The organism is Cohnella xylanilytica (genome assembly GCF_014212175.1).
GTDB lineage: Bacteria > Bacillota > Bacilli > Paenibacillales > Paenibacillaceae > Cohnella > Cohnella xylanilytica.
Window position 1 is genome coordinate 1 of the sequence record NZ_JACJVR010000097.1, and the last position, 26,795, is coordinate 26,795.

At 63.5% G+C, this 26,795-nt stretch carries 16 protein-coding genes; 3 read left to right on the forward strand and 13 right to left on the reverse strand.

Annotated features, from left to right (window positions below; genetic code table 11):
• Positions 1-116: 116 nt before the first annotated feature.
• From H7B90_RS24300 to H7B90_RS24335, 8 genes are all read right to left on the reverse strand, one after another.
• Positions 117-1,340, reverse strand: a complete 1,224-nt coding sequence (locus tag H7B90_RS24300; protein ID WP_185138488.1) for a response regulator — start codon at positions 1,338-1,340, stop codon at positions 117-119.
• A 3-nt stretch (positions 1,341-1,343) separates the two neighbouring features.
• Entirely contained in the window at positions 1,344-3,779 is a 2,436-nt protein-coding gene (locus H7B90_RS24305; protein ID WP_185138489.1) for a cache domain-containing sensor histidine kinase, read from the reverse strand.
• Positions 3,780-3,800: 21 nt separating this feature from the next.
• Positions 3,801-4,808 carry a substrate-binding domain-containing protein gene (locus H7B90_RS24310; protein ID WP_185138490.1) on the reverse strand — a complete coding sequence of 336 codons (1,008 nt, stop codon included), beginning with the start codon at positions 4,806-4,808 and terminating at the stop codon, positions 3,801-3,803.
• Positions 4,809-4,951: 143 nt separating this feature from the next.
• Positions 4,952-5,635, reverse strand: a complete 684-nt coding sequence (locus H7B90_RS24315; RefSeq protein WP_185138491.1) for a TVP38/TMEM64 family protein — start codon at positions 5,633-5,635, stop codon at positions 4,952-4,954.
• Positions 5,636-5,837: 202 nt separating this feature from the next.
• On the reverse strand, positions 5,838-7,193 hold the full coding sequence (locus H7B90_RS24320) for a glycoside hydrolase family 30 protein (RefSeq protein WP_185138492.1): 1,356 nt from the start codon (positions 7,191-7,193) through the stop codon (positions 5,838-5,840).
• Positions 7,194-7,333: 140 nt separating this feature from the next.
• On the reverse strand, positions 7,334-8,200 hold the full coding sequence (locus H7B90_RS24325; RefSeq protein WP_260411192.1) for a carbohydrate ABC transporter permease: 867 nt from the start codon (positions 8,198-8,200) through the stop codon (positions 7,334-7,336).
• Complete coding sequence (locus H7B90_RS24330; RefSeq protein ID WP_185138493.1) at positions 8,197-9,084, reverse strand: carbohydrate ABC transporter permease; 888 nt, start codon at positions 9,082-9,084, stop codon at positions 8,197-8,199. Before H7B90_RS24330 ends, H7B90_RS24325 begins: the two co-directional genes overlap by 4 nt.
• A 73-nt stretch (positions 9,085-9,157) precedes the next feature.
• Positions 9,158-10,579, reverse strand: a complete 1,422-nt coding sequence (locus tag H7B90_RS24335; protein WP_185138494.1) for an ABC transporter substrate-binding protein — start codon at positions 10,577-10,579, stop codon at positions 9,158-9,160.
• 287 nt (positions 10,580-10,866) lie between these two features.
• Between H7B90_RS24335 and H7B90_RS24340 the strand changes: the two genes are divergently transcribed.
• Both H7B90_RS24340 and H7B90_RS24345 read left to right on the forward strand, forming a co-directional pair.
• Complete coding sequence (locus H7B90_RS24340; protein ID WP_185138495.1) at positions 10,867-12,657, forward strand: cache domain-containing sensor histidine kinase; 1,791 nt, start codon at positions 10,867-10,869, stop codon at positions 12,655-12,657.
• 6 nt (positions 12,658-12,663) lie between these two features.
• Positions 12,664-14,454 carry a response regulator gene (locus tag H7B90_RS24345; RefSeq protein ID WP_185138496.1) on the forward strand — a complete coding sequence of 597 codons (1,791 nt, stop codon included), beginning with the start codon at positions 12,664-12,666 and terminating at the stop codon, positions 14,452-14,454.
• Between the two features lie 476 nt (positions 14,455-14,930).
• Here H7B90_RS24345 and H7B90_RS24350 read toward each other — a convergent pair whose 3' ends face one another.
• The gene (locus H7B90_RS24350) at positions 14,931-16,070 is read right to left on the reverse strand and encodes a transglutaminase domain-containing protein (RefSeq protein ID WP_185138497.1); all 1,140 of its coding nucleotides are present in this window, start codon (positions 16,068-16,070) and stop codon (positions 14,931-14,933) included.
• A gap of 264 nt (positions 16,071-16,334) precedes the next feature.
• Between H7B90_RS24350 and H7B90_RS24355 the strand changes: the two genes are divergently transcribed.
• The gene (locus H7B90_RS24355; RefSeq protein ID WP_185138498.1) at positions 16,335-18,371 is read left to right on the forward strand and encodes a glutaminase family protein; all 2,037 of its coding nucleotides are present in this window, start codon (positions 16,335-16,337) and stop codon (positions 18,369-18,371) included.
• A gap of 390 nt (positions 18,372-18,761) precedes the next feature.
• Here H7B90_RS24355 and H7B90_RS24360 read toward each other — a convergent pair whose 3' ends face one another.
• The 4 genes from H7B90_RS24360 to H7B90_RS24375 all read right to left on the reverse strand — a co-directional run bounded on the left by H7B90_RS24360 (position 18,762) and on the right by H7B90_RS24375 (position 26,790).
• The gene (locus H7B90_RS24360) at positions 18,762-21,005 is read right to left on the reverse strand and encodes a hypothetical protein (protein ID WP_185138499.1); all 2,244 of its coding nucleotides are present in this window, start codon (positions 21,003-21,005) and stop codon (positions 18,762-18,764) included.
• Between the two features lie 21 nt (positions 21,006-21,026).
• The gene (locus H7B90_RS24365) at positions 21,027-24,191 is read right to left on the reverse strand and encodes an alpha-mannosidase (RefSeq protein WP_185138500.1); all 3,165 of its coding nucleotides are present in this window, start codon (positions 24,189-24,191) and stop codon (positions 21,027-21,029) included.
• A gap of 97 nt (positions 24,192-24,288) precedes the next feature.
• The gene (locus H7B90_RS24370) at positions 24,289-25,764 is read right to left on the reverse strand and encodes an extracellular solute-binding protein (protein WP_185138501.1); all 1,476 of its coding nucleotides are present in this window, start codon (positions 25,762-25,764) and stop codon (positions 24,289-24,291) included.
• A 90-nt stretch (positions 25,765-25,854) separates the two neighbouring features.
• A complete protein-coding gene (locus tag H7B90_RS24375; protein ID WP_185138502.1) occupies positions 25,855-26,790 on the reverse strand; it encodes a carbohydrate ABC transporter permease in 936 nt (311 codons plus the stop codon).
• Between the last annotated feature and the right edge of the window lie 5 nt (positions 26,791-26,795).

A 26,795-nucleotide genomic window follows, 5' to 3' on the forward strand; every position in this document is an offset into this window, starting at 1 on the left:
TTTTTCGGCATTGGGGACCGCTCGCGGGAGCGCAGTTGCTCTGAATGCCGAATTTTTCGGCATTGGGGACCGCTTGCGGGAGCGCAGTTGCCCGCGCCGCCAATCGGCCGCCAGCATCACTCGTCCGCGCCCTCGCCGCGGCGGTAGCGGTTCGGCGAGACGCCGACGACCTTCTTGAAGGCGGTGCTGAAGTAGTGCTGCGACTCGTAGCCGACCGCTTCGGCGATGTCGGCGATGCTGCGGTCGGTCGAGTTGAGCAGCTGCACCGCCTTGGAGATGCGAATCTGCGTCAACTGCGTGACGAAGGTCGAGCCCGTCTCCTGCTTGAACAGTCGGCTCAAGTAGACCGGCGACACTCCGATCGCGTTCGCGACGGTTTCGAGCGACAGCTCGGAGTCGTCGTAATGGTCGCGCAAATATTGCCGCGCCCGGCGCACGAGCGGAGAGATCGTCGTCTCGCGGTACACCCCGGCTCGGGCTCTGCGGTACGCGGCCCCAAGCCCGCCGTACCCGCCATCGACGGGAACGCAATGCGTCGCCACGTGAAGCTTCAGGTACCGGGCGACCGAGCCCTCGATGTCCGCGAACAGGTCCTCGTTCGCCTCTCCCCAGACGATGACGCAGATAAATCCGGTCGAATCGCGGAAGATCGCATGGGCGCGAGGAACGAGCATCTCGGAGCAAATATTCTCGATCGCGAACAGCATGAGCTGCCGGTCCCTCTCGGATCGGACCGATTGGCCGAGGTCTACCTCGGGCCAGCGGATGATGCCGAACGAGCCGGGCACCTCCGCCGGAAGCTCGAGGAAGCGAAGCTGCTCGACGACCTCCTGCTCGCTCAGCGCTTCTTCGATCCATTCGTTGCAGAAGCGTTCCCGCAGGAGAGGAATGTTCTTGCGGATCTGCCTCGAGGCCATGACGAGATGGCTCTCTTGGCTGGCGGCGAAGTCCAGCTCCCGCTTGACCTTCCGCAGAACTTCGGCGAGCTGGTCCGGATTCGCCGGCTTCAAGATATATTCGTCGACTCCGTAGCGAATAGCTTGCTGGGCGTAGTTGAACTCGTCATGACCGGTGACGATGACGACCCGAATATTCGGAAGCCGCTCCTTGACCTCCCGAATGAGCGTCAATCCGTTCATGATCGGCATGTTCAAATCCGCCAACAGCACGTTCGCCTGATGCGCGAGGGCGAACTCCAGCGCCTCTTCGCCGTCGCCGGCTTCCGCGACGACCTCCATCCCGAGACTTCCCCAATCGACGGCGTCGCGGATGCCCTCCCGGATGATCGGCTCGTCGTCGGCGATGATCACTCGCCATGGCGCGCGGCCCGCGTTGTCCATCGTTCATTCCCCCTTGCGTGGATCTTCGTACAGAATAGGATGCGTCAGCGTGACGGTCGTGCCGACGCCGGGCTCGCTCTCGACGGTGATCCCGTACTCGCCTCCGAAGGTAACCTGCATTCTCGCCTGCACGTTGACGAGCCCGTAGCCCGACCCGCCGCCCGCCGGAAGGTTAACGTCGCTTGTCCTCCGGAGATCCGCGACTCCCCCGGCTCCCGAGTTCGACTTCCAGAGATCCGCAGCTCCACCGGCTCCCGGGTTCGTCTTCCGGAGATCCGCGACTCCCTCGGCTCCCGGGTTCGTCTTCCGGACGTCCGCGGCTCCGCCGGCGCGCCCGCCGGAATGCTCGGCCGAGAGCGCGGGCGAAGCAAGCGCCGGCGACAAGCGTCCATCCTGTGCACCGATAGTCGAGACAGCGGGCAACTGGGATCCGTCGGCCTCCGGCCGCCCGTCTCCCCCCGACGCTCCGACAATTCCGGCGGATCCCGCCGCTCCGACCGGCCCCGGCCGCTCGGCAGCTCCTGGCGCTCCCGCAGCTTCCAGCACACCCGCAGTCCCCGACGCACCCGCAGCTCCCGGAGCACCCCCAGCTCCCGGAGCACCCGCAGCCCCCGGCGCACCCGAGGCCCCCAGCGCACCCGAGGCCCCCGGCGCACCCGCAGCTCCCGGAGCACCCCCAGCTCCCGGAGCACCCGCAGCTCCCGGCGCACCCGAGGCCCCCGGCGTACCCGCAGTCCCCGGCGCACCCGAGGCCCCCGGCTTCCCGTCCGCTTCCGCGGCCGACGCCAGCTTCCGCCGCAGCGCGGCGAGCTTCTCGCCGCTCATGCCGGCCCCGTCGTCGGCGACGGTCAGGACGAGCCGGCCGTCCCTGCGCTCGGCGCGCACGGTTATCAGGCCCGGTCCGCGCCGCTCCTTGATGCCATGGTAGATCGCGTTCTCCACGATCGGCTGCAGAATGATTTTCAGAACGGACAGATGCGACAGATCCGGCGCCAGCTCCAGCGCGAAATTCAGCTTATCCTTGTACCGGATCTTCTGGATCTGCAAGTAGCTGCGCACGTGCTCCATCTCCTCGGCCAGCGGGATGTACTCGTTGCCCCGGCTCAGCCCGATCCGGAACAGCCGCGACAGCGCCTCGACCGTCTCCGAGACGTCCTGCGCCCCCTGCTTGCGCGCCATCCAATGGATCGTGTCGAGCGTGTTGTACAGGAAGTGCGGCTTGATCTGTGCCTGCAGGCTGCGCAGCTCGGCTTCCCGCTTCTGCCGCTCCTGCCTCTCGGTCAACCCGATCAGATCGTTGATCTTCGTCAGCATGCTGTTGAAGCTGCGCCCCAGCATCCCGATCTCGTCCATGCCGCCGCCCCAGTACCGGCTCGTCAGATCGCCCGACTCCGCCCGCTGCATGAACGTCATGAGCCGCCGGATCGGCCGGGAGATGCTGCGCGACAGTGCGAACGAAGCCGTCGTGCCGAGCAGGCAGACGACGAATACGAAGCTGCCGAGGTACAGCCTCATCTGGCGCACCTCCGGGGCGGACTCGGCCGTGGAGAACACGGCGACCGTCGTCCAGTTCGTAAACGTCGAGCCGCGGAAAATAAACTGAAGCTTGCGCCCGTCCACCTTCCGCGAGAAGCTGCCCGAGCCCTGCCCGCCGAGCCATTCCATCGGCAGCGACTTCATCCCGATCTGCTTCGGCATGTAGATCGGCTCTCCCCGCTCGTCGACGACCATCAGGTAGCCGGTCTTGCCGAGGCGCACGTCCTGCACCGTCTCCGAGATGACGCGCAGCTTGAGATCGATGAGCACGACCCCGAGCACCTTCTGGGTGTCCGGATCGAGAACCGCCCTTACCGCGGATACGACCTCGCTGTTCTTGTAGTCCGCGTGGGTCGTCACGCTGCGGTCCGTCGGGTGGCCGATCAGGCGAAAAATCCCTTTTCCCGCCACCGCCTCCTGGTACCATCTCTCTACCGTCAGATCGCGTCCGGGCGTAGTCGCGTACATGTCGTTGCTCAAGTAGCCGCCCCGCGAGTTGACGACCATGATGCCGGCGAACTCCGAATTCAGCGTCGTGAAGCCCTGCAGGAACCGCTTCGCCTCGTAGGCCGAGCGCGCCGCCGCTGCTTTGTCCGTCGGCAGCTCCCCGGTCAGGAACCTCTGAATCTCCGGATTGAACGAGATCAGATAGGTCGTATTCTGCGCGTTGGTCATGAGGTACTCGAGATTGCGATTGACCTTGTCGATGAACTGAAGCGTGTTCTCGTTCGTCTGCCTCTCCATGATGCTGTCCACGGTCCATCCCGTCAGAACGCCGAGCGCGAGGGAAGGAAGAATGCTGATGAACAGAAAATGAACGAGAAGCTTGTACCGGATCTCCATATTGCCGAACTGAAGCCGCCGGAAGATCGAGCCCCCGCCGAGAGTACGGTCCGACCGCATCCTTCATCCCTCCCCCGCGTTCTACTTGGCGTAATAATCGTCTACGTTGTCGCGAGTGACGATCGTGATTCCCGTATCCATATAGGGAGGAATCGGATGCGAGCCCTCCTGCTTGCCTTCCGTCACGATGCCGTGGGACAGATGGAACAGCGACAGAAGCGACCAATACCCCATGTTCCACGTCCCTTGGGCCAAGGTCGCGTCGATCTCCCCGCTTCGCACCAGATCGAGAGTGCCCTTGTCCGTGTCGAAGCCGATGACCGTTTTCCGACCCTCCAGCCCCCTGTCCTGCAGCGCTTGGGCGATTCCGGCGCCGCCGTTCGCCTGCGTCGCGAAGAAGCCGTCCACGTCCGGATGCTCGTCCAGAATCTTCTCCGTCGCCTGCGCCGAGACGAGGATGTCCCCCTTGCCGTCGGCTACCGCGGCGATCGACATGCCCGGGAACTCCTTGCGCAGCGTCTCCTCGAACCCGCGCGTCCGGTCCTGGTGGTTCAGCTGGTTGGGCTGGGTGACGACCGCGACCTTGCCTTGGCCGCCGAGCCTTCTCCCCATCTCCCGCGCCGCCTGCGCCCCCGCGTCATAATTGTCCGTCCCGAGAAAAGCGTACGCCTTGCTCTTCGGAGCGCCCGAATCGAACAGCACGACCGGGATGCCGGCCGCCACCGCCTTGTCGATCGCCGGGTTAAGCGCTTCCGTGTTGATCGCCGTGACCGCGATTCCGGCGGGCTTGCGCGCGATGACCTTCTCGAGCACCGTAATCTCCTCGTTCGGGTCGTACTGCGTCGCTCCGCGGAATTCGACCGAGACGTTCAGCTGCTGCGCCGCGTCCTCGAATCCCTTCATGGAGGAACGCCAATAATCGAGGCTCGATTGGAACGTCACCATGACGTACTTCTCCTCGATCCCCCCCGTCAGCCCCGTCGCCCCCTCGTTCCAGCCGTTCGGCCGCTCTTCGCGAAGAACGAAGTACCAGATATACGCCAGGAACGTGGCGACGAGCAGCCCGTACACGAGCAGCAGCTTCTTCATTCTCGGGCCCTCCCGCGATTGAAATAGGAAAACTCAAGAGGTCGCCGCAATAGAGCCGCCCCTTGAGCTGGTCGATGTGATTCCATATTAGGAGATAGCGGCTTCGCCGTCTTTTCGATTATCCGCATCTTTTTTGCGAATTTTTAACTTGCCTCGCGGCCTTCCTTCCCCCGAAGCGGCGCCGCTTCGACCTGCTTCTCCATTCGCGAGCGGAACGCGAACGGAACCGCGACCGCGAGGACGAACACGCCGGCCGCGATCGCGATCTCCCGCCAATCGCCGTGGGTGAGGCTGGCGCCGAGGAAGCAGTACGCGAACGTTCCGGGGAGCGACCCGATCAGGGTGGCGAGGATATACGCGCGCAGCGGCACCCGGGCGAGGCCCGCGGCGTAGCTGACCAGGTCGAACGGAACGAAAGGCGCGAGCCGCAGCATCAGCACGACCGGGAAGCCCCGCCGCTCCATGGCCCGCTCCAGCTTGTGCAGGCGGGAGTCCTTCTCCGCCCCGCGGAACAGGCCGCTGCCGACCCGGCGCGCGAGCCAGAACGAGAGCACGGCGCCCGGAAGCTCGCCTAGAATCGTGTACAGCATGCCGCGCCAGGTGCCGAACGCGAGCCCGCCCGCAAGCGTGAGGACGGACGCGGGGAACAGCGTGAACGGCCGGACGATATAAAGGCCTATGTAGAGGATGGGCGAGATCCATCCGAACGACACGATCCAGTCGCGGATCGTCTCGGGCGTGATTTTCAGATAGTGAAAATCGATCCACAGCAGCGCGCCGACAACGGCGGCGATGCCGAAGAGCTTAAGCAAGGTCGAACGTCGCAAGAGAGACGCTCCTTCCGGTGGGAGGCTGGACGAGGTGAATCCTTAGACATCATACAGGATTCCCCAATTAGACACAAAGAGAGACTGCCGCATTCGGCAGCCTCTCTTTTGGGGTGCTTGCTCGCCAGTCGTTGCCTGGCCCGACAAGACGTTTTTTTCCGCTTGTTGCGCGCAAACGCGGCGCGGCATCCGCGGTCCCGCCTTACCCGATCAGAAGCGTCTGGATCGAATGGGCGGGACTGACGAACTCCGCCAGACGATCGTCCATGCGGAGCGTGTACGGCACTTCCGCGTCCGTCCGGTTCAGGACGACGACGGCCTTCGTGCCGTCCGGGTTCTCGAACGCGACGGTCTCGAGGGCGTCGGTGTAGACGCTGGAGCCGATCCGCACGGCACCCGGGCGGACGTACTTGCTGATCTGGCCGATATAATAGTAGGAGGATTGGTAATGAATCTCCCCGGTCGTCGTATCGGCGATGATCGGAGCGTCGCAGTAGTTGCCGACGTGGTTCGGCCCGCCCCTCTCGTCGAGCGCGAGGTTCCAGTCGATCCAGCCGCACGCCCAATGGTTCAGATCGCCGATCATATGGTGCGCGTAGCGCTCGCCCTGCGTCCAAGCGCCCAGCTTGACGCCGTTCTCGACGCAGCCTTCCGTGAACAGCAGCTTCTTGTCCGGGAAGCGACGGTGCGTCGCCTCCAGGCCGCCGAAGTGGTCGCCCGAATACCAGTGGAAGCCGATGCCCCACAGCCAGCGCGCCGCTTCCGGGTCCTCGAAGGCGATCTTCGCCCGCTCGTAGACCCGTTCCTTGTTATGGTCCCAGACGATCAGGTTGACGTCGGACAGCCCTTCCCGCTCCAGCGTCGGGCCGAGATGCTCCTTCACGAAGTCGCGCTCTTCCTCCGCCGTGAAGATGCACGAGTCCCAGCGCTGGACCGCCTTCGCCTCGTTCTGGACGGACACCGCCCAGATCGGAACCCCTTTGTCCCGGTACGCCCGGATGTACTTCGCGAAATACCGCGCCCAGGCGTCCCGGAACTCCGGAAGCAGCTTGCCCCCGCCGTTCATCTGCCCGTTCGTCTTCATCCAGGCCGGCGGGCTCCACGGCGTCGCCATCAGCTTGAAGCCGGCGCCGTCCACCGCGAGCGCGTCGCGGATGAACGGCAGCAGCGCCTCTTCGTCGCGGGAGACGTCGAACGTCGCCAGCTCCCGGTCCCCGTCTTCGACGTACGTGTAGTTGCCGAGCGAGAAGTCGCAGCTGTGGATGTGGGTCCGGCACAGCGTGTAGCCGAGTCCCCGCTCCGGATGGAAGTAGGCGTTCAGCACCTCTTCCCGCTTCTCCGCTCCGACCTTTTGCAACGTAACGGCTCCCGCCTCGGTGAACGCGCCCCCGAAGCCCTCGATCTCTTGGTACTTGACGTCCGGGTACAGGTTCAGAAGCCCGTTCTCGACGCCTTCCTCGTCCGGCCTCCACTCGACGGGCAGATGCTCGGTCAAGCGGTCTCCCGTGTCCCGCGCCGTCTGCACGAGACGGACGGGCTTCGTATCATCGACTGTCATGTCTGCCTCTCTCCTCTCTCCTCTCTTATCCGCCCGCGAAGCGCGCCAATCGTAATCGTAATTCGGCTGCCCCCTAGCTTCACCGCCCTTGACGGCCCGCCCCTTGGCTTCACGGCCCTTTACAGCCTGCCCTAAACGCCCTACCCCTTGACAGCCCCGGCCGTAATGCCGCGGTTGATCTGGTCGGTGAACAGCGTGTAGATCAGAATGGACGGGATCGAGATGATCGCCAGCACCGCGAACTGGGCCCCGTAATTGGACGAATACTGCCCCATGAAGTACACGACCGCGAACGGCAGCGTGCGCAGCGCGTCTTTGTCGATGTAAGTGACGGCCATGATGAATTCGTTCCAGCAGCTCAGGAACGCCATGACCGCCACGGTGGCGATCGCCGGCTTCAGCAGCGGCAGGATGATCTTGAAGATCATGCCGGGAACGGTCATGCCGTCGATGACGGCCGCTTCCTCCAGCGCTCTCGGCACCGTCTCGAGGAAGCCCGTGATGATGTACATGCTGATCGGAATCTGGAACGCCGCGTACGGCAGAATGAGCGCAAAGTAGCTGTTCAGCAGCCCCGTCTCGTTAAACACCATGAAGTTCGGCAGCAGCGTCGAATAGATCGGGATGATCATGCCCGCCATGACGAGAGCGAGCGTCGGCTTGCGCCATCTCCAGTGCATCCGGGTGAGCGCGTAGCCCATCGCGACCGAGCAGGCGACGATGAGAACGATCGAGACCGCGGAGACGAGCAGGCTGTTGCCGAACAGCAGCGGAATATGCGCGTTGCGGAACGCGTCGACGTAGTTTTGCCACTTCGGCGGGTTCGGCCACTTGAGGATGTCCGAGCCGAAGAAGTCGCCGCTTCCGAGCAGCGAGAAGTCGAACAGCCAGATCAGCGGGAACAGCTCGGCGACGACGAGCGCCGTCATCAGGACGACGAAGAGGAGGCGCGGCCCTCCGGACATCTTGGCTCCGGGGACGGAATCGCGCGTATTGGGGGAACTCATCCGTATTCACCTACTTCCCGCTTCAAGGCGCGGTTCAATACGAGCGTGACCGCCAGGCAGATGACGACCAGCAGCACGGAGATCGCGTTGCCGTAGCCGTACAGGCTCTCGCGGAACGCCTTCGAATACAGGTACGTGGACAGGAATTGCGTGCTGTTGGCCGGGCCGCCGGACGTCATCAGGTACACCGTCTCCATCTGCTTGAACGCCGAGACGATCGCGAGCACGACGTTCACCCGGAGCACCGGAGCGAGCAGCGGAAGCACGATGCGGCGGTTCAGCTGCGCGCCCGACGCTCCGTCCAGCATGGCCGCTTCGTACAGGTCCTTCGGCACGCCCTTGACGCCGGCGTAATAGAGCAGGAACGCATAGCCGAATCCCTGCCACATGCAGACGAACACGATGCACGCGATCGCCCAGTGCGGCTGTCCGAGCCAGTCCTGCTGCCAGGAGGTCAGTCCGACCTGGTCGAGCAGCCGGTTCAAGAGCCCGAATTGAGTGTCGAAAATGCTGGTCCAAAGCTTCGTCGTGACGAAGGTGGAGATGATGGCCGGGATGAAGATGCAGACGCGCAGCAGCTTCTCCCACCGGCCGCCGTATTGGACGAGCATGGCGACGAGGATGGCGAACGGGTGCTGGACGAGAACGAAGCCGAGGCCCAGCAGCACGGAATTGAGCAGCGACTTCCAGAACACGGGATCGCTCGCGAAGATGTCGGCGTAGTTGCGGAAGCCGACCATCCCGTAATCGCCTACCCCGGCCCAATTCGTAAGGCTGTAATAGAAGCTGACCGCGATCGGAACGAAGATCATGAGCGAGAACAGCAGAAGACCCGGAGCCATCAGCCAGAAAATCGTTTTGCGGTCGCCCAAAATGTTGTGCACGGTTCATCATCCTATCGGAAGCGCAAGGGGCGGGCGATGGCCGGCATCGCCGCCCCTTGCGGCCCTCTGAATATTATTTCGCTTGCGCCTTGGCCGATTTGTCCGCCGCGTCGTCGATCACGTTCGCGAAGTCCTCCGGCTTCATCCGGTTGCCTTCGAGCTGCTGGATCGAATCGTAGAACGTCTTCTGGGTGTCGGAGGTGAATTTGTCCTGCGCCACCGTGCCGCTGTACGAAGTAGCGCCGTTGAAGATCGCGCTCAGATCCTTCTGCACGCTCGTCTCGTTGCCCGTCATGAACTGATCGTACTTCTGGGCCGGGAACGTGATGCCGTTCTGCCAGACGCCCTTCGCCCAGTTGTCGGGCTTGAACATCCATTCGAGGAACTTGATCGCTTCGTCCTTGTTCGGGGACTTGGCGGACACGGAGTAGCCGCCGCCGAACCAGGCCGGCAGGTCGGTCGCCTTGCCTTGGCCGCCTTCCGACGTCGGGAACGGGAACGCCCCGATGTTGTCGCGGATCTCCTTCGGGAAGTTCTCGTCGGACGCCATGCCCATCTCCCATTGGCCCATCATGTACATGGCGGCCTTGCCTTGGCCGAACATGTTGCGCGCCGCTCCGTAGTCCTGGTTCAGGAAGCCGTTGCCGAACGCGCCGGCCTTGATCCACTTCTGCATGTCCCCGGCCGCCTTGACGACCGCCGGATCCTTGAAGCTGCCGGTACGGTCCATCGCCTTCTTGGACGTATCCCACGTGCCGGACGCCCGCTGGATGAGCGTGTCGAGCCAGATGCCGGACGTCCAGGTGTCGCGGCCGTCCATCGCGATCGGCACGATCTTCTTGCTCTTGAGCGTCTCGATGGCCGCCATCAGATCGGCTTCGGTCGCGGGAACCTGGATGCCGTTGTCGGCGAAAATCTTCTTATTGTAATAAAGAACGTAGAAGTCGGAGTTGCGCGGGATGCCGTACAGCTTGCCGTCCGAGCTGAAGCCGTCGAGCGCGGCGTCCACAAAGCCGTAATCCTTCAGGCTGTCGCGGTTGAACTCGGCCAGCGCCCCGCTCGCGATGAGCGGCTGCAGATAGTTCGTGTTGCCCCACGAGGTGATGATGTCGGGCAAGGCGTTCGAAGCGTTGTACACCTTGATCTTGTCCTGGAATTGCGGGTCCGGGGACAGCGTCTCGACCTTGATCGTGACGTTCGGGTTCTCCTTCATGTACGCGTCGATCAGGTCCTGCTCCATCTTCCCTTGGCCGACCGTGCGGTCCGAGTTGTTCGTGAAGAAGCTGAGCGTCACCTTCTTGGGAGCTTCGGACGCGGACGCCGAAGGGGAGGCGCTGGCCGATGCCGAAGGAGATTCCGAAGCGGATGCGCTTCCGGAGGGCGAAGCGGCGTTGCCGCCGTTATTGCTGTTATTGCCGCCGCACGCGGCGAGACTGACCGATGCCGCCAGAACGGCCATGCCGACGGACGCTTTTTTCCAAGTCGCTGTTTTCATCTTTTTCCCCACCTTAACGAATGGTCGCTTGCGCTTTACGATTCCGATTATAGGCCCGCCGGCCGCGGCGCGGCAGAGCCCATTCTTCAGGTTCCTCTGTACGTCTTTGCGGTTTTCCGGACGGGTCCGGCCTGCCTGCGCCCCCTCTTCGGCCCTCTCCGCCCCCGGAATTGTTCATTTTTCATTTTTGTTTGTACATTTTTCACATCGGCCGGACGGACGGCAGACGCCGGATGGCAATTCGTTTATAGTAAATCTATCACGAATACGCCCGGAGAAGATTGCCTATGGGAACGCGCTCGCTTCGCAGCTATCTGAATCTGCCGATCCGCTACAAGATCCTCTTCTGGTTCGTGCCCCTGCTCGTCGCGACGATTACGGCCACCGGCGTCTATTCGTTCCGCATCGCCGAGAACGAGCTGACGACGAAGATCGGAGCCGAGCAGACGAGCGCAGCGAAGCAGGCGATCGATCATCTCGATTACATCGCCCAGGACGCGATCGACATCTCCAACTTCCTGTTCCTGCTGCCGGACATCCAGGCGCTTATCACGTCCGATCCGTCGAGCGACGCGTACGTCACGCGGTCCGCCATCGACGCGATCAACCGGCTGATGGTGACCCGGCCTTATTTTCAATACTTGACGATCTACTCCTCCCACTTCGGCTCCATTCAATTCAACAACAAGGGGCTGTCGACGGCGATGCCGTTCGAGGAATACCGCGAGCGCTTCCGGTACGACGACATGATGAAGGAAGACGCCGCCGTCGCGCCCTGGAGCGTCGAAGTGCCGGGCAAGGAGGACAGCATCTTCTCGGGCGATACGAAAAACAAGCTGCTGCTCACGCGCGTGCTCAAAAACGACATGGACTACGCCTCCGAGGGCGTGCTTATTCTCGGCATCGACGAGAAGGACATCCGCAAGTCGTATTCGACTTCGGGCGGCGGCTCCCAGATCGCGGTCATCGGCACCGACGGGAAGGTCATCTCCGACAGCGAGGGCAGCTGGATCGGCCGCCCGATGCGGGACTTGCCTTTTTTCAGAGGCGCCTCCGTCGCTCCCGCTTCGATCCGCGACCATATCGACACCTCGAAGTGGGTGTACGCGGACGTCGTCTCGCCGCTGACCGGCTGGCACGTTCTCGCCGTCCAGCCCCGCAGCGAGCTCGTCAAGCAGCTTGGCCGCATCCAGTGGCTGACCGCCGTCATCGTCTGCGCGACGATCGTGCTCAGCCTGGCCGCGTCGTGGGCGGTGGCCGGCTTCATCTCGAAGCCGATCCGCAGGGTGCTCATCTCCATGAAGAAGTTCCAGAAGGGCGACTTCACGCAGCAGGTGAAGGTGCTCGGCCAGGACGAGATCGGCCAGCTCGGCATGGGCTACAACACGATGGTGCAGCGGATCAAGGAGCTGATCGAGGACGTCTACTCCTTCCAGCTGCAGCAGAAGCAGGCGGAGCTCAAGGTGCTGCAGTCGCAGATCAATCCGCACTTCCTCTACAACACGCTCAACACGATCGCCTGGACGGCGCACAAGAACGGCGACCCGCTCGTCGAGGAGATGATCTACGCCTTGTCCGGCATGTTCAAGATCAGCCTGAACCAGGGCCGGGACGTGACCGACCTGCGGCAGGAGTTCCAGTTGATCGACCATTATCTTTTCCTGCAGAAAATGAGATTTCCCAGCAAAATCGCCTACGAGCTGGAGCTGGACGAGAGAATCGCCGACTTCACCGTGCCGAAGCTGTTCATTCAGCCGCTCGTCGAGAACGCGATCGTGCACGGCATCGAATCGCTCGCGGACGACGCCGGCTTCGTGCACGTCGCGGCCGCCTTGGACGGGGACGCGGTACGGATCGAGGTGACCGACAACGGCATCGGCCTGACGGCGGAGAAGCTGGACCGGGTCGCGCAGACGCTGCGTTCCGAGAGGCCGTCTCCGGAAGGAGAGAGCTACGCCCTTCAGAATATCGCGGCGCGGGTTCGGCTTTTCTACGGGGAGAAGGCTTCCCTGGACATTCAGAGCGAGGCGGGCTCCGGCACCCGGGTGCGGATTCGCCTGCCCTACGACAGGAGGTGACGAGGGATGCTTCATCTATTGATCGTCGAAGACGAGGAGACGATGCGGGAGGGCTTGGCGGCGATGATCGACTGGGAGACGTTCGGGATTCGGCTCGTCGGGGCGGCGGCCAACGGGCTGGAGGCGCTTAAGATTATCGAAAAGGAGACCGTCGATCTGCTGCTGACCGACATCCGGATGCCGCTTATGGACGGCTTGCAGCTCATCGGCGAGGTTCGCAAGAGAGGACGCGACACCGCCTGCGTGCTGCTCTCGGGCTACAACGACTTCGAATACGCCCAGCAGGCGCTTCGTTACGGCGTGTCCGACTTCCTCGTCAAGCCGTGCTCGCCGCGGGAGATCCGGTCGGTGTTCGCGGACCTCGCCGCCAAGATTCTCGAGCAGCGCCGGAGTTCCGACTCGGTGAAGGGGCTGCACGAGAGCATGCCCGTCATCAAGTCGCAGCTGCTTCGGCATTGGCTTCACTCCCCCGCGTTGGTGACGGAGAACCGGAAGGATCAGCTGAAGAAGCTGAAGCTGTCGATCAGCGACCAGCATCCGATCGTCGTCGCGATCCAGATCGACAACCGGTCGCGCCAGCGGCTGAACTACAGCCGCACCGACCTGGAGCTGATCCGGCTGGCGGCGGCGAACATCGTGCAGGAGACGCTGGAGCAGAGCGTTATGCAGCCGGTCGAGACCGTGAAGGAAGAGGACGGCATTATCGTCATTCTGAACGGACTGTTCGAGTGGATCGAGGAGAAGCTCGTTCGGGGGCTTGCGCGGGTGCAGCACAATTTGCGGGAGTATCTGAAAATCACGGTCAGCTTCGGCATCAGCGACTCGAAGCCGGATATTAATGATCTGGCGGAGGCTTATTCGGAAGCGCGCCAGGCGCTGGAGCTGCGGTTCTACCGGGGCTCGGAGAGCCACGCGTTCTACCGGGACGTCCGCGCGCTGGCCAAGCGGGCCGGCGGCAGCGACGGCGGCGGCGGGGAGAGCGGCTTCGAGCTGAAGCTGCTGCGCATCGAGCAGTCCGCCGTCGACAACCTGCAGGCGGGCTTGTACGCGGAAGCGCTGAACGACGCCGAGCAGTGGCTCGCGGCGTTTCAGGGGCAGTACCCGCACTCTCGGACGGAGGTCAACGTGCGGACTCTGTCTTTTCTGGCGCGGCTGCTGCAGCTGGCGCCGGACCGGCGCGCCGCGGCGGAGGCGCGGATGGAGGATAGCAGAACCGGAGACGGCGCCGGGGCCGAGCGGTCGAAGGCCAACGCCAGAGCGGACGGCGGTGCCAACGCCAGAGCGGACGATGGCGCCAACGCGCCTTTTGCGGAGACCGAAGCGCTCGGACGCGATGGGGATTCGTCCGCCGATTACGGCAGCCTGGAGCGGCAAATCGCCGGCATCGACACGATGGAGGAGCTGGCCGGCTTCGTGTACCGCGTCATCCGGAAGCTGGTGGAGAAGCTGAATCCGCATCGCACGCCCCGACGGAAGGTGCAGCAGGCCCTCGACTACATCGCGCACAACTACAACGCTCCCGGACTGTCGCTCGCCGGCGTCGCCAAGGAGCTGTTCGTCTCCAGCACGTACTTGTCCACCTTGTTCAAGCAGGAGCTGGGCGTGAACTTCCTCGACTACGTGCACCAATACCGCGTCGACAAGGCGAAGGGGCTCCTGCAATCGGCCGACTACAAGATCCAGGCGGTCGCCAAGGAGGTCGGCTACTTCGACGAGGCGCACTTCACGCGAACGTTCAAAAAATGGACGGGCATCCTCCCTTCCCAGTACAAGAAGGAGAATGCCCATCGGGGGTAACGCGTCATATGCCGGGCGGGTCCGCCTCTCAACAAGCGGAAAAATCCGGCTTGTTCGCGACTCTCATCCGGCCGGCACGCCCAACAAGCGGAAAAATCCGGCTTGTTTGTAATTGCACCGTTTTAAGGACCGGTCACCCGGTCCTTTTCGCCTAAAAACAGCCTTCTCGTACGTGCAAATGCCGAATTTTTCAGCATTGGCGACCTCGCACGCGCCCGCTGCACCACTGAATGCCGAATTTTTCGGCATTGGCGGCCTCCCGTGCGCCCGCAGCACCTCTGAATGCCGAATTTTTCGGCATTGGCGGCCTCCCGCGCGCTCGCAACACCTCCGAATGCCGAATTTCTCGCCATTGGGAGGCATATGCGAGACTTCGAGCACGATGTATGCGGGCTCCCCCGCCATTCAGAGCAGAACGCAGGCCCGCTCCCCCGCCGAACGGCGACTTCCTCGCCGCTAAGCGACCCGCCTTACGCTCACGCCTTCTTAAACGTCAGCTCCAGCAGCGTGTCGCCCGGATCGCCCGCCGGGAAAGAGCTCGACTTCGTCTGGATGGAAGCGAGCGACGGCACCGCATCCAAAATGGCCTGCAGGTCGAGCTTCTTGGACGCTCCCTGCGCGTATCTCACCTTGACGGAGGTTTTGCCGGCTTTGATGGCTAGTTTGATTTTCGCCGCGATCTCTTCGGTCGTCCGGACCGTGTTCGCGGGCAGCAGATACGCGTAGCCCAGCGTCGAGTACAAGTTGGTATAGAACGTCTTGCGAGAGACGTCCGCCTTCGTCAGTTGGGACAGCGTCGTCGCGTACGGCGTAACCGCGGCCGGGTACGTCAGCGTCCACTTGTGGTCCCTGGCGAGTTGCTTGTCGGTCACCAGGTAATAGCCGTAGGTAGTCCGCCCCTTCACGTCGGGGACCGGATCGTCGAACGTCGTATCGAGATGGTACCACTTGCCGTCGAGCTGGACGAGATTCCAGGCGTGCGCTCCCGTGCTCACCGTGCCTTCGGCGATGCGGGATTTAATTCCCGCGTCCGTCAGAAGCCGATAGGTGAGCGTCGCGTAGCCTTGGCACACCGTCTTCCCCGTCGCGAGAGCGTCATAAGCGGAATGCTTGATCAGCGTGCGGTCGTAGGCGACATTCAGCACCACCCAGTCGTGGATCGCCTTCACCTTCTGGTGCGCGTTCATCCCCGGCTTGATGATGGAAGCCAGAATCTTCTTCGACTGGGCGGCGACGTAGGCCGATTGGGCCGCGTCCTCCCAGTAGGTAACCTTAACCGTGACGGTCGCGTTCTGACCGTCCGACTTCGAGCTGAACCGATAGGATTTGATGGCGTAGTTCGTATAATCTTCCTGCTTCATGGCGATGCCGAAAGCGGCATCAACAGCATCCAGCGAAGAAGAAGCGCTGCCCGTCGTCTGAACGGTGAATTCGGGACTTCGGACCTGGAGCTTCGGTAGAATCGTCGCCGCAAGGGTCGATTCCGCGCTGACGGCGGTCGCGGCATGGGCGGTAGGCAAGTAGGGCAATCCTGCGGTCGTCGTACCCAGCAGAATAGCCGCCAGCAGCAATCCATGCGCCGTTCTCCGGCTGCTGCCATGTCTCTCGTTGGCCATTGGGTTACCCCTCCTCGGTTCATGGCTTGCTTATTCTATTTTATCAAGCCGCCTCCTAGACATGCCATCGGCCTTTCGGCCTGTGCCTGCCGGGACGTCAACCAAATGATATATTTGCTATATAAACTGCGAGAATCAACCTCGCAAACCAGCCAGTCCCTAGATTAATAGGCCCTTTTCACGGAATCGCATTGCAAAAAACAATTTTAATGTTATATTAAACATATCATACTTATCATTTTTTTCGAGCAAAGGAGAGTTCCGATGGACAACAAGCTGCGCCCTCCCGCCGTTCCCCTCGTCACCGTCGATCCGTACTTCAGCGTCTGGTCGATGGCCGATCGCCTGACCGACGACGATACGCGGCATTGGACCGGCCGACGCCATGGCATGACCGGTCTCCTCCGCATAGACGGTACCGTCTGGCGGTTCGCCGGCCGGGTCGAGCCGAACGCCGAAGTCTACTACACCGAACCCGCCGCCATGCGCCAGACCGGGCTGCGGGTAGACGCCCTATCGACCCGCTACGAGTTCGAGGCGGACGGCGTCTCTCTCTCGCTGCGTTTCACGACTCCTCTACTGCCGGACGACTTGGATTTGCTCTCCAGGCCCGCTTCCTATGTCGGCTTCGAGGTCCGGTCGACGGACGGGCGGCCTCGCGACGTGCAGCTCTACTTCGACGTGACGGGGGAATGGTGTGTCAACGACAGCGACCAGAAGGTCGTCTGGGGAGAAAAACGGACGGACGGCCTGCGCTTGCTTCATATCGAGCACGAGGATCAACGGATGCTGACCCGCTCCGGGGACGACCTGCGCATCGAATGGGGCCGCTTCTACCTCGCCTGCGCGGAGGCGGACGGCACGAGGACGCGGGTCGGCCCCGCCTCCCTGCGCAAGGCGTTCGTCCGCGGCGTCGAGCTCCGGCCCGAGGAGGCCGATTCGTTCTCCATGCCTCGGGCGGCGCGCGGCGGTTATCCCGTCCTGTCGGTCGAATTCGACTTGGGACGGATCGGGGACGGCGCGGAGGCGGGGACGGCGGCCTCTCGCTTGGTGACGCTCGCTTACGACGACGTGCTGTCGATCGAGTATTTCGGCGACCGTCTTCCGCCTTATTGGAGGAGGAACGGGGACGTATCGGCCGAGAAGATGATCGTTTCCGCCGTACGGGATTACGAAGCGGTGTCGGAGCGATGCGAGACGTTCGGACGGCAGTTGCGGGCGGAGGCGGAGAAGGCCGGGGGAGCGGAATATGCCGACCTGCTGGAGCTCTCCTACCGGCAGGCCGTCGCCGCCCACAAGCTCGTCGCGGATCGCGAGGGCAGCGTGCTTTTCCTATCGAAGGAATGTTACAGCAATGGCTGCATCGCCACGGTCGACGTCAGCTATCCGTCCATGCCGCTGTTCCTGCTCTACAACCCCGAGCTCGTCCGCGGGATGATGCGCCCGATCTTCAAGTTCGCCGCCAGCGACGCCTGGGCGTTCGACTTCGCGCCTCACGACGCCGGCCAATACCCGCTCGCGAACGGGCAAGTGTACGCGCAGTCGATCGAAGGCCAGATGCCGGTCGAAGAGTGCGGCAACATGCTGATCATGGCCGCGGCGGTCAGCTTGGCCGACGGGAAGATCGGGTTTGCCGAGGAGCATGCGGACGTGCTGCGGAAGTGGGCCGACTACTTGGCCGAGCACGGGCTCGATCCCGAGAACCAGCTGTGCACGGACGACTTCGCGGGCCATCTGGCGCGCAACGCGAACTTGTCGGTGAAGGCCGCGATGGGCGTCGCCGCTTACGCGATCCTGTGCCGGTTGAGCGGACGGGAGGAAGATGCGGCCCGCTACCTCTCGCGAGCGAGGGAGATGGCCGTCGCGTGGGAGGAGCTGGCGGCGGACGGGCAGCGGTACAGGCTGGCTTTCGGGCAAGAGGGCACGTGGAGCTTGAAGTACAACCTGGTGTGGGACCTTCTGTTCGGAACGGAGCTGTTCGGCCGGCAGGTGCGGGAGAAGGAGGTTATCTGGTACTTGGCGCGCAGGCAGCGGTACGGAACCCCTCTGGACAGCCGGGAAAATTACACGAAGTCGGACTGGCTCGTCTGGGCGGCCTCTCTGGCGGAGGAAGACGGCGACTTCCGCGCGCTGGTCGAGCCGCTCTGGCGCTTCGCGAACGAGACGCCGGACCGGGTGCCGCTGACGGATTGGTACCGCACGGACAACGGGAGGCAGATGAACTTCCAGCACCGGAGCGTCGTGGGCGGCCTGTTCATCAAGGTGCTGAAGGACCGGTGGGCGGGCAGGCGTTTTATCTGAACGGGTGAAAAGCATAGGGCTGCAGCCGTCGGGCAAGCCGGTCGTCGACCGGCTTTGCTCCGGGGGTGCAGCCTTTTATTTGGCGTGCGAGAGTCACTTCTCTTCTATAAAGAAGCGCGCCTCCGAAAGAAGGCGCGCTCTATAGGTGGAGCTTCGGATATCATGTTAGTCTCTCATGTGCGGCATCCGGTTACCCTCTTTGGTGTCACTACGGCGAATGTCCCTCATGTGCGTCATCCAGTTACTCACTTTGGCGTCACTACAGCGAATGTCCCTTACTCGAAACGATCCCGCTGGCTGAGTCACTTTGGACGCATATCCGCAACTTTACCTAAATTACCTCAGTGACTGAGTCACTTTGAACGCATAACCGAGGCTACGGCGAGCAAGTTACGCCTTCGAGTCGATTACGATGCGGATGCCGCCGGGGCGGTGCTCGTAGCGGATGAGCGCCGTTCGGGTCGGCGCGTCCCACTCCAGCTGCAGCGGCCACGTCCCCGCGTCGACCGTATCGCCGAACTCGGCGACGGCCGAGGACGGCTCGAACGGGCAGCGAAGCCGGCATACCGCCTGCATCCCCGTCGGCCCCCGGGCGACGAAGGAGATGCGGCCGTCCCGCTCCTCGTACTCCTCGATCCGCGAAGACGCGGCGACGATGCCTTCGCCCCGGGCGTCCGCGGCCTCCAGATCGTACAGCAGGCTCTGTTCGCCCGGCCGCACCGTAATCTCCCGAACGATCGGCAGCTCCGCCTCGAACAGGTTCACGTACAGCCCGCTCAGCGTTAGCGGCCGTTCGTGCGCCGACTCGTCCATCACCGCCGAGATGACGTACGGCCCTCGCCGCAGCACGAACGCGTTGGACGGCTCCCACGCCTCCGACGCCCCACCTCCACCGCCGCCGCCATAAAGCTTCAACCCTTCCGAGACGGCCTTCCTCAGCCTCTCCGCCCCTTCGCGGCTGCGGGCCAGCTCTCGCGGTGCTGCCCTCATATAGAGGAGCGCCCCCTTGCCGACCCGGGTCACCCCTTCCGGCGCATCCGCGGGCACCCCGAGGCCTTCGAACAGATGCTCTCGCGGACTGCCATACCGACGGCGGCTTCCCGTATTCCACCACTCGCGCACGCCATGGTACGGGTCCGCGTCGTCGCCGACATAGACGAGCACGCCCCCGTCTCGCACCCACTGGGCGAGAGAGCCGTGCAGATCCGGATGCTCCGGCTTCATGAACTCGTAGCTCAGCACGAGCAGCCGGTAATCGTCCAGATAGCCGGGGTATCGCCGAACGTTGTCCAACTGCACCGGCCGAACCGCCAAGCCGTGCTTCACGAGAGGCAGCGTCAAGCCGTAGAAGTCGGAGAAGTCGAGCAGCTCGAGCGCGTCCTCGTCCGTGATCTCCACCTCGTTCGTCCCGTCGTACTTCAGCAGGAATCCCGCCGTCTCCTTGCCGATCCGCATGCGCTGGAACATCGCCGAATCGGCCAGCAGCACGCCCGCGCGCGGCCCCGTCTCCGCCCCTTCCGGGAGCGGCTGGTCCATGTTGCCCAGCGTATGCATAAGCGTCAGCAGCAGCGTCGCGTATTCCCCGGGAATGCCCCGCTTCACTCCGTCCTCCCCCGCGTACTTCCCCTCGAAAATCCGCCGCGGCCAAGGAGCCGCCTCGTAACGCGACACTTCCGGGTGCAGCAGCGAAGCGACCAGCGTTTTCAGATAGTTCGCCTTGTAGTCGCCCCAATCGCGCTTCGGATCGTCCTCGATCGGGTCGTGCAGGAACCACATCCTCCGCCCGGATCCCCGCGCGAGCTCCTGCATGATGCCGTATTCGAGGAACGCCGTCTCGAACGTCCTCTCCGCTCTCCGGCCTTCGTACACGTTGGCCGTCCGGGACGTGCCCGTCCACACCTGGGCGATGTAGCCGTCCACCGACGGGATGTCGAGCAAGCGCGATTCCGGGCTCACGATCCGCCATTGCGTATAGTTGACGAGACTATGAGTCGGCACGTAAAAACGAAGGGGACGGCCATGCCGAACGAGAGAATACTCCTTCAGCGCCGAGCAGACGCGGTCCAGGCACCGCGCATACAGGTAAGCCTTCAGCTTCGAAGCCCGGTACTGCGCGTCCTCGGAGCCGTGAGGTGCTTGCCAGTCTTCTCCGTAATAAATCCTCCATTCCCGCTTGAACGCTTCCGAATAGCCGTCCTCGACCCAGATCTCAGGCTCCTCGAGATGGATCGCCTCCACCCCCGCGTCCACCGCGGGCCGGATTCTCTCGATCAGGAAGTTCGCGTACGACAGCGTCGGTATCATGTACGGAATGTGCGCGGACGTTCCATGGATGATGCGCTCCCCGTCCTTGTAGGTCTGGGCTTCGTCCCAGTGGCTCCGGCCGTCGAACCGCCCGTCCAGGTAGTCCCCGTAATCGCCCCAGGTGACGCCGGTCATCAGGTGAACGACGTACCCCGCTTCCTTCCATTGCCGGATTCGCTCCGGCATCGTGGGGCCAATGCCGTACACCATGACGAAGTCGGTCTGCAAATCGTAAGACCCGCCATAGGCGCTTCCTTCCTGGAACCCGGTTCTCTCCAGCTCTCTGCCGCCCCTGCCCCTGCCCTTGTCACTGTCACTGCTCCCGCTCATGCCGCTCTCCCCTTCCGTCCGTTAGTGTCGCTTCAGCCGAATCGTCTTGATCTCGAAAGGACGGAAAGCCAGCTCGACTCCCCCTTCCGTCAGAGCGAGAGGCGACGCGTCCTCCTCCATCAGGTTCGTCTCCCAGGCCTCGGCGCAAGGCAGGCCGAACGAGATCCGCGCCTTCGCCGAAGCTCCCGCGCTCTCGTAGAGGCGGACGATCGCGTCGTCGCCGTCCTCGGCCTTCTTCACCGCTTCGATCAGGACGTGCGGGTGATCGATCGCGATCCACTCGAGCCGCCGTCCCGCCACCGCGGCCGCGGCCGGCTCCCCTCCCGTCCGTCCTTCCGCCACGACGAGCGGCACGTTCAGCTCCCAGCCCCGGCGTACGACGCCCGCCGCGACGAAGTCCCCTTCGTGCGGAAGCAGCGCATAGCGGAATTCGTGCCGCGCCCGATCGGCCTGCGGATCGGGATACGACGGGCTGCGCAGCAGGTTCAGATCCAGCGTGCTTCCTTCCGCGCGGTGACCGTACTTGCAGTCGTTGAGCAGGGCCACGCCGTAGTCCGGCTGCGAGAGATCGATGTAGCGATGCGCGCAGATCTCGTCCCGCGCCATCTCCTCGAGCGTATTGCGGGTCGTCCTGCGCTTCAGATAGCCGAATTGGATCTCGCAGTTGACCGTGTCGGAGACGACGGACGTGTCGAAGGAAGTCCGAAGCATTTTGGCCGACTCCCGCCAATCCGCGTCCGCGGCGAACTCGACGATGTCCCCGCCCGCGGCCAAGGAGACGGTCAGCTTCAGCGTCGATTCGCCGAACCGGTACGTCTGTTCGGCGACCGCCCGACAACCCCGCACCGCGTATTCGACGCTCTCGAGCCGCATCCGCCCCGCGACGGCTTCGCGGTAGTCGCGCGGGAAGTCCCAGGCGTCCCCGTCGTCGTGGTACACCGTCAGGACGTTGCCGCCTTCGCCGCCCGGGCGGAGCGCTTCCCGCCCCGCGGCTTTGTCGTAGACGGACGCCAGGCTCCCGTCCTCGGCGAACGCGACGCGAAGCCGCCCGTTCTCGAGCATCGCGCCTCCGGCTCTCAGCTCTTCGACGCCGTCGCCCGCCGGCCTCGCAGCCGCGTCGGCCAGAGCGGCGGCTCCCATGCCGGGCACGCGGACCAGGCGCCGCTCGCCGTTCCACTCCACCCAATCCTCGCGTTCCCACGGCAGCGAGTTGAAGACGACCGGCACGCCGGCCCCCGCGATCCTCGCGGCCGCTTCCCGGTACGCCGCCTGCTGCAGCTCGCGCGTCTCGGCGAGCAGCGCCGCGTACCGCTCCAGCGACTCGTCGTAAACCCGGCCGATGGACGAGCCGGGCAGAATGTCGTGGAACTGATAGAGCAGCGTCTCCTTCCAGATTCGCTCGAGAACCTCCGCTGGATAGCCGTTCCAGCCGGAGTCCCGCTGCCTCTCTTGGCCCCCGTCTCGTTCCGTCCCGCGAGCAAACTCCGAATCCTTCGACGCCTCGCCCGCTTCCCCGCCAGCCCTGCCGCCAGCCTTGCCGTCTGCTCCGTCTCCCTTCCGGTCCGCCCCGACAGCCAGCGCCAGCGAAGCCGCGAACTCCGCCTCGCGCAGCGCGAGCTCCATCTGCCGGTTGTACCGCTTGTTGCGGGCCTGCGACGTCAGCGTGCCTTGATGCTTCTCCAGGTACAGCTCGCCCCGGAACCGCTGGAACGACGCCGACTCCCGCTCCAACCGGCGGAAAAACGCAATGGAAGGCTCCTGCACGACCGGGGGGAGCCCGGACAGATCCCGCTCGCGGGCCAAGCGCTCCAGGTGCTCCTCGCCCGGACCTCCGCCCCCGTCGCCGATGCCGAACAGCATAAGCGCGTGATCGGACACGCCCTTGTCGAGGTATTCGCGCTCGATCTTGGCGAGCGATCGCGGCGCCGCCGGGCTGTTGTACGTATCCTCGGGCGGCAGATGCGTGAGAACGCCCGTGCCGTCGATGCCTTCCCAGACGAAGCTGTGGTGCGGATGCTTGTTGTACACGTTCCACGACAGCTTCTGCGTCATCATGTAATCCACGCCGGACAGCTTCAGCAGCTGCGGCAGGCTGCCCGCGTAGCCGAACACGTCCGGCAGCCACAGCACCCGGACGTCCGCGCCGAATTCCTCGCGGAAGAAGCGCTTGCCGTACAGAATCTGCCGCACGAGAGCCTCGCCGCCGGAGAGGTTCGTGTCGGGCTCGACCCACATGGCGCCCTGCGGCTCCCAGCGCCCTTCCCGCACCTTCTCCTTGACGCGTTCGTACAGCTTCGGATAATGCTCCTTCATCCACTGGTACAGCTGCGGCTGGCTCGCCCCGAACACGTAGTCCGGATACTTCTCCAGGTTCCGAAGCGCCGTCGAGAACGTGCGCGCCCCCTTGCGGATCGTCTCGCGGATCGGCCACAGCCACGCCAGGTCGATGTGGGCGTGGCCGACGGCGCTCACCCGCAGCTCGGCGTCCCCGCCTCGCCGCTCGAGCTCCGGGGCGAGCAGCTCCGACGCCCGGCGGACCGTCTCCTCGTCGATAACCGCGAGCACGTTCGCCGCTTCGTACAGCTTCCGCTCGATCCGGGCTTGGCGCGAGCCGCCCGCCGGTACGCGGGCGGCCAGCTCCAGCAGCACCTCGAAGTCGTAATAAAGCTTGCGGACGGCTTCGTCGCAGATCGCGATATCGGCTTCCTTCAGCGTGCCGCTGCGGTACCGGCCGAACAGGTCGTTGCAGCCGGCGTCCGCCCATAGATCGAGGACCTCGCCGCCCGCCGCCCGCTCCGTCACGTCCACCACCCGCTTGCCGGGGAGGCCGAGCTCGTAATCGAATTCGGAATTGACGTTCGTCAGCCCCTGAACCGGAGTCCCTTCCCCGTCCACGAGGCAGAGTTCCCCGTTGACGTCGATCAGCAGCACGACCTTGCGGCCCGCCGCCTCGTACGGGACCATCCCCGAGAAGCGGAACCAGGCGCAATCCCACAGCTCGCCCCACCGGTCTCCCGGCTTCAAACCAAGCCTCGTTCCCGACGTCCGTTCCGCATAAGGGACCGGCTCCTTCGTCACCCAAGCCTCGACCGCAAGATGCGCGACCGGGCGATAGATCGCTTCCCGCAGCCGGTCCAGCGTCCTAGCCGCCTTCTCTCTCATGACCTTGCCAATCTCGTACGGCATCTCGCCCGCTCCTCTCTGTCTTAACGGAGAAAAGGGCTGGCCAGGGGACAGCCCTCATCTTCCGCACGCATTGCTCTTTATAGGGTTCTTCCGCCCGTCACTTCAAGATCGATTCGGCCTTCGCCTGCGCTTCGTCGAGGATGCCCTTGATGTCGCCGTTCGTCATAATCGCCTTGGCGACCGCTTCCCCGAACGTCTGCCACACCTTCGAGTCTTCCTTCTTGAACGTCGGCAGCCCTTGCACGTTCCCGTTCATCGCTTGATAGTGCAGGTACATCTCCGGATGCTTCGCCTGGTAGTCGGCCGATTCGGCGATCGCCTTCTTGACCGGAGAGCGGACGCCGGTGTCGGCGATGAGCGTCTGAATCTCGTCGCTGTACATCGCGCGGATGTATTCGAACGCCGCTTCCTTGTTCTTCGCGTCCTTCGGAACCGCATGGAAAGCGGCGCCGATCGTAATGTTGCCGGCCGCGCCTCCCTCGGACAGCGGGATCGGGGACATGCCGTACTCGATACCGAGATTCGCGCTCTCGGACGCCCGCCACGGGCCGTCGATAATGTAGGCGGTTTGCTGCTTTTTGAAAGCGTCGAAGTACGGACCTTCCTGCGGATTCACCATCAAGCCCGGAGGATGGTTCTTGTTCAGGCTGCGCAGGAACTCGACCGTCTTCACGTTGGCGTCGCTGTTGAACGCCGGGTTGCCCGAAGCGTCGGCGAAGCCGCCGTTATTGATGACGAGCAGCGGTCCGTAGCGCAGATAGCCGCCCGCGTTCGGCCCGGCGTAGACGCCGCCGCCGTAGAACTTGCCCTTGCCCGCTTCCGTCACCTTCTGGATGTTGGCCAGCAGTTCGTCCCACGAAGCCGGCGCCTTGTCGGGATCCAGCCCCGCTTCCTTCACCAGCTTCTTGTTCCAGAACAGGCTGTTGACGCCCGGCTGGGAGGCGAAGCCGTAAATCTTGCCGTCGACCTCCATCGGCTTCCAGGCGGCCGGCGCGATCGTCTCGCGAATCTCGGCGGCCATGTCGTCCGGGAACGGCTCGAGCAGGCCTTGGAGGGCGAAGCCCGGCATCTGCGTCTCGCCCACGATGATGTCGGGGATGTTCTTGGCGAGGAAGCCGGCCGTCTCCTTCTGGATGAGCGGCTCGCCCCAGCCCCAATCCTCGGTCTTGACCGTGATGTTCTTGCTCTTCAGCTTGTCGCGGATGATCTCTTGATAAAAGTAAGGGAATACGCCGGGGTGAATCGGCTGGCCCGGCGTCCGGGAGAAGTCGGATTCCTTCACGCGCGGGGTTTGGGTTTCGTCCTTCAGGAGCGATTTCTTCTTCTCCCCCAGCAGGTCGTCGAGCTTGCCGACTCCGACGCCCACGGCGCCTTCGTTCAGGACCGTGATCGTCACGGCTCCGGCCGAATTGCCGGACGCGCTCGGGGAAGCGCTCTCGGAAGCGCTCGGCGAGCTCCCCGCGGATTCGCCCGGAGCGGGGGAAGACGAATTGCCGCCGCCCGACGAACAGGCCGAGAGGCTAAGGGCAGCCGCCAGAGGCAGCGTCGCCCATAATCTTTTTCTGTTGAACATCGATACACCCTCCTTAAGAGATACGTTCAACTTGCTAACCAAACATTATCACACATAATTTATATATTCAATATGTCATATAAACTTTTGCTACCCTTTGATCCCGGTATTCGCCAGTCCTTGCACGATGTATTTCTGGAAAAAGAAAAAGATAATCATCGCCGGAATCGTAATCCCCAGGCTCAGCGTGATGATCAGCGGATAGTTGACGACCGCTCCCGGGCTCGCCAGCGCCGAAGACAGCCGGGTGATCGCGGAAGGAAGCGTCTGCAGGGCGTCGCTGTTCGTGTAGAAGAACGGCGTGATGAAGTCGTTCCACGTGCCGAGAGCCGTCGTGATGGCGATGAACGCCATGATCGGAAGCTGCAGCGGGAACAGGATCTGGAACAGAACCCGGAACGTGCCCGCCCCGTCCATCTTGGCGGCTTCGTCCAGCTCGAACGGAACCTTCTCCAGCGACTGCTTGACGAGGAAGGTGCCCATGACGTTGATGGCGGGACCGCCGATCAGGTACACCCACCATGTGTCGAGAATGCCTTTGCCGCCGGTGAACACGTCGTTGCCGCCCATGAACGGGAAGCGCGCGAATTCGAGATACGTCGGGATGATCGCGATCGTCGTCGGAATCATCTGCGTGGCGAGCAGCAGCAGGAACAGCTGGTCCTTCCCTTTGAACCGCAGCCGCGCGAACACGTAGCCCCCGAGGAAGGAAGTCAGAATCGCCCAGGCGGTGCTGTACACCGTCCGGAACAAGGAGTTGCGCAGATAGGTCGTGACGGCGGCGTCCGTCGTTCCTTGGACGAGAGCGCGGAAGTTCTCCAGCGTGGGCTCCTTCGGAATCGGGAACAGCTTGATGACGCTGCCCAGAAATTCCTGCTTCGTGAAGAAGCCGGCCATGATCATGAAGATAAGCGGGTACAGGAGGACGAGGCCGACCAGGAGAAGCACCGCGTGACCGAACAGGTGGGCGGGCTTCAGCTTCGGCTTCGGCTTCGGCCGGGCGCTGCGAATCGCGTTCGAGGCCATGGCGC

Coding starts and splice junctions, on each gene's coding strand:
- H7B90_RS24300 (WP_185138488.1), bottom strand. CDS start 1,340: ATGGACAACGCGGGCCGCGCGCCATGGCGAGTGATCATCGCCGACGAC.
- H7B90_RS24305 (WP_185138489.1), bottom strand. CDS start 3,779: ATGCGGTCGGACCGTACTCTCGGCGGGGGCTCGATCTTCCGGCGGCTT.
- H7B90_RS24310 (WP_185138490.1), bottom strand. CDS start 4,808: ATGAAGAAGCTGCTGCTCGTGTACGGGCTGCTCGTCGCCACGTTCCTG.
- H7B90_RS24320 (WP_185138492.1), bottom strand. CDS start 7,193: ATGACAGTCGATGATACGAAGCCCGTCCGTCTCGTGCAGACGGCGCGG.
- H7B90_RS24325 (WP_260411192.1), bottom strand. CDS start 8,200: ATGAGTTCCCCCAATACGCGCGATTCCGTCCCCGGAGCCAAGATGTCC.
- H7B90_RS24335 (WP_185138494.1), bottom strand. CDS start 10,579: ATGAAAACAGCGACTTGGAAAAAAGCGTCCGTCGGCATGGCCGTTCTG.
- H7B90_RS24340 (WP_185138495.1), top strand. CDS start 10,867: ATGGGAACGCGCTCGCTTCGCAGCTATCTGAATCTGCCGATCCGCTAC.
- H7B90_RS24345 (WP_185138496.1), top strand. CDS start 12,664: ATGCTTCATCTATTGATCGTCGAAGACGAGGAGACGATGCGGGAGGGC.
- H7B90_RS24350 (WP_185138497.1), bottom strand. CDS start 16,070: ATGGCCAACGAGAGACATGGCAGCAGCCGGAGAACGGCGCATGGATTG.
- H7B90_RS24355 (WP_185138498.1), top strand. CDS start 16,335: ATGGACAACAAGCTGCGCCCTCCCGCCGTTCCCCTCGTCACCGTCGAT.
- H7B90_RS24360 (WP_185138499.1), bottom strand. CDS start 21,005: ATGAGCGGGAGCAGTGACAGTGACAAGGGCAGGGGCAGGGGCGGCAGA.
- H7B90_RS24365 (WP_185138500.1), bottom strand. CDS start 24,191: ATGCCGTACGAGATTGGCAAGGTCATGAGAGAGAAGGCGGCTAGGACG.
- H7B90_RS24370 (WP_185138501.1), bottom strand. CDS start 25,764: ATGTTCAACAGAAAAAGATTATGGGCGACGCTGCCTCTGGCGGCTGCC.
- H7B90_RS24375 (WP_185138502.1), bottom strand. CDS start 26,790: ATGGCCTCGAACGCGATTCGCAGCGCCCGGCCGAAGCCGAAGCCGAAG.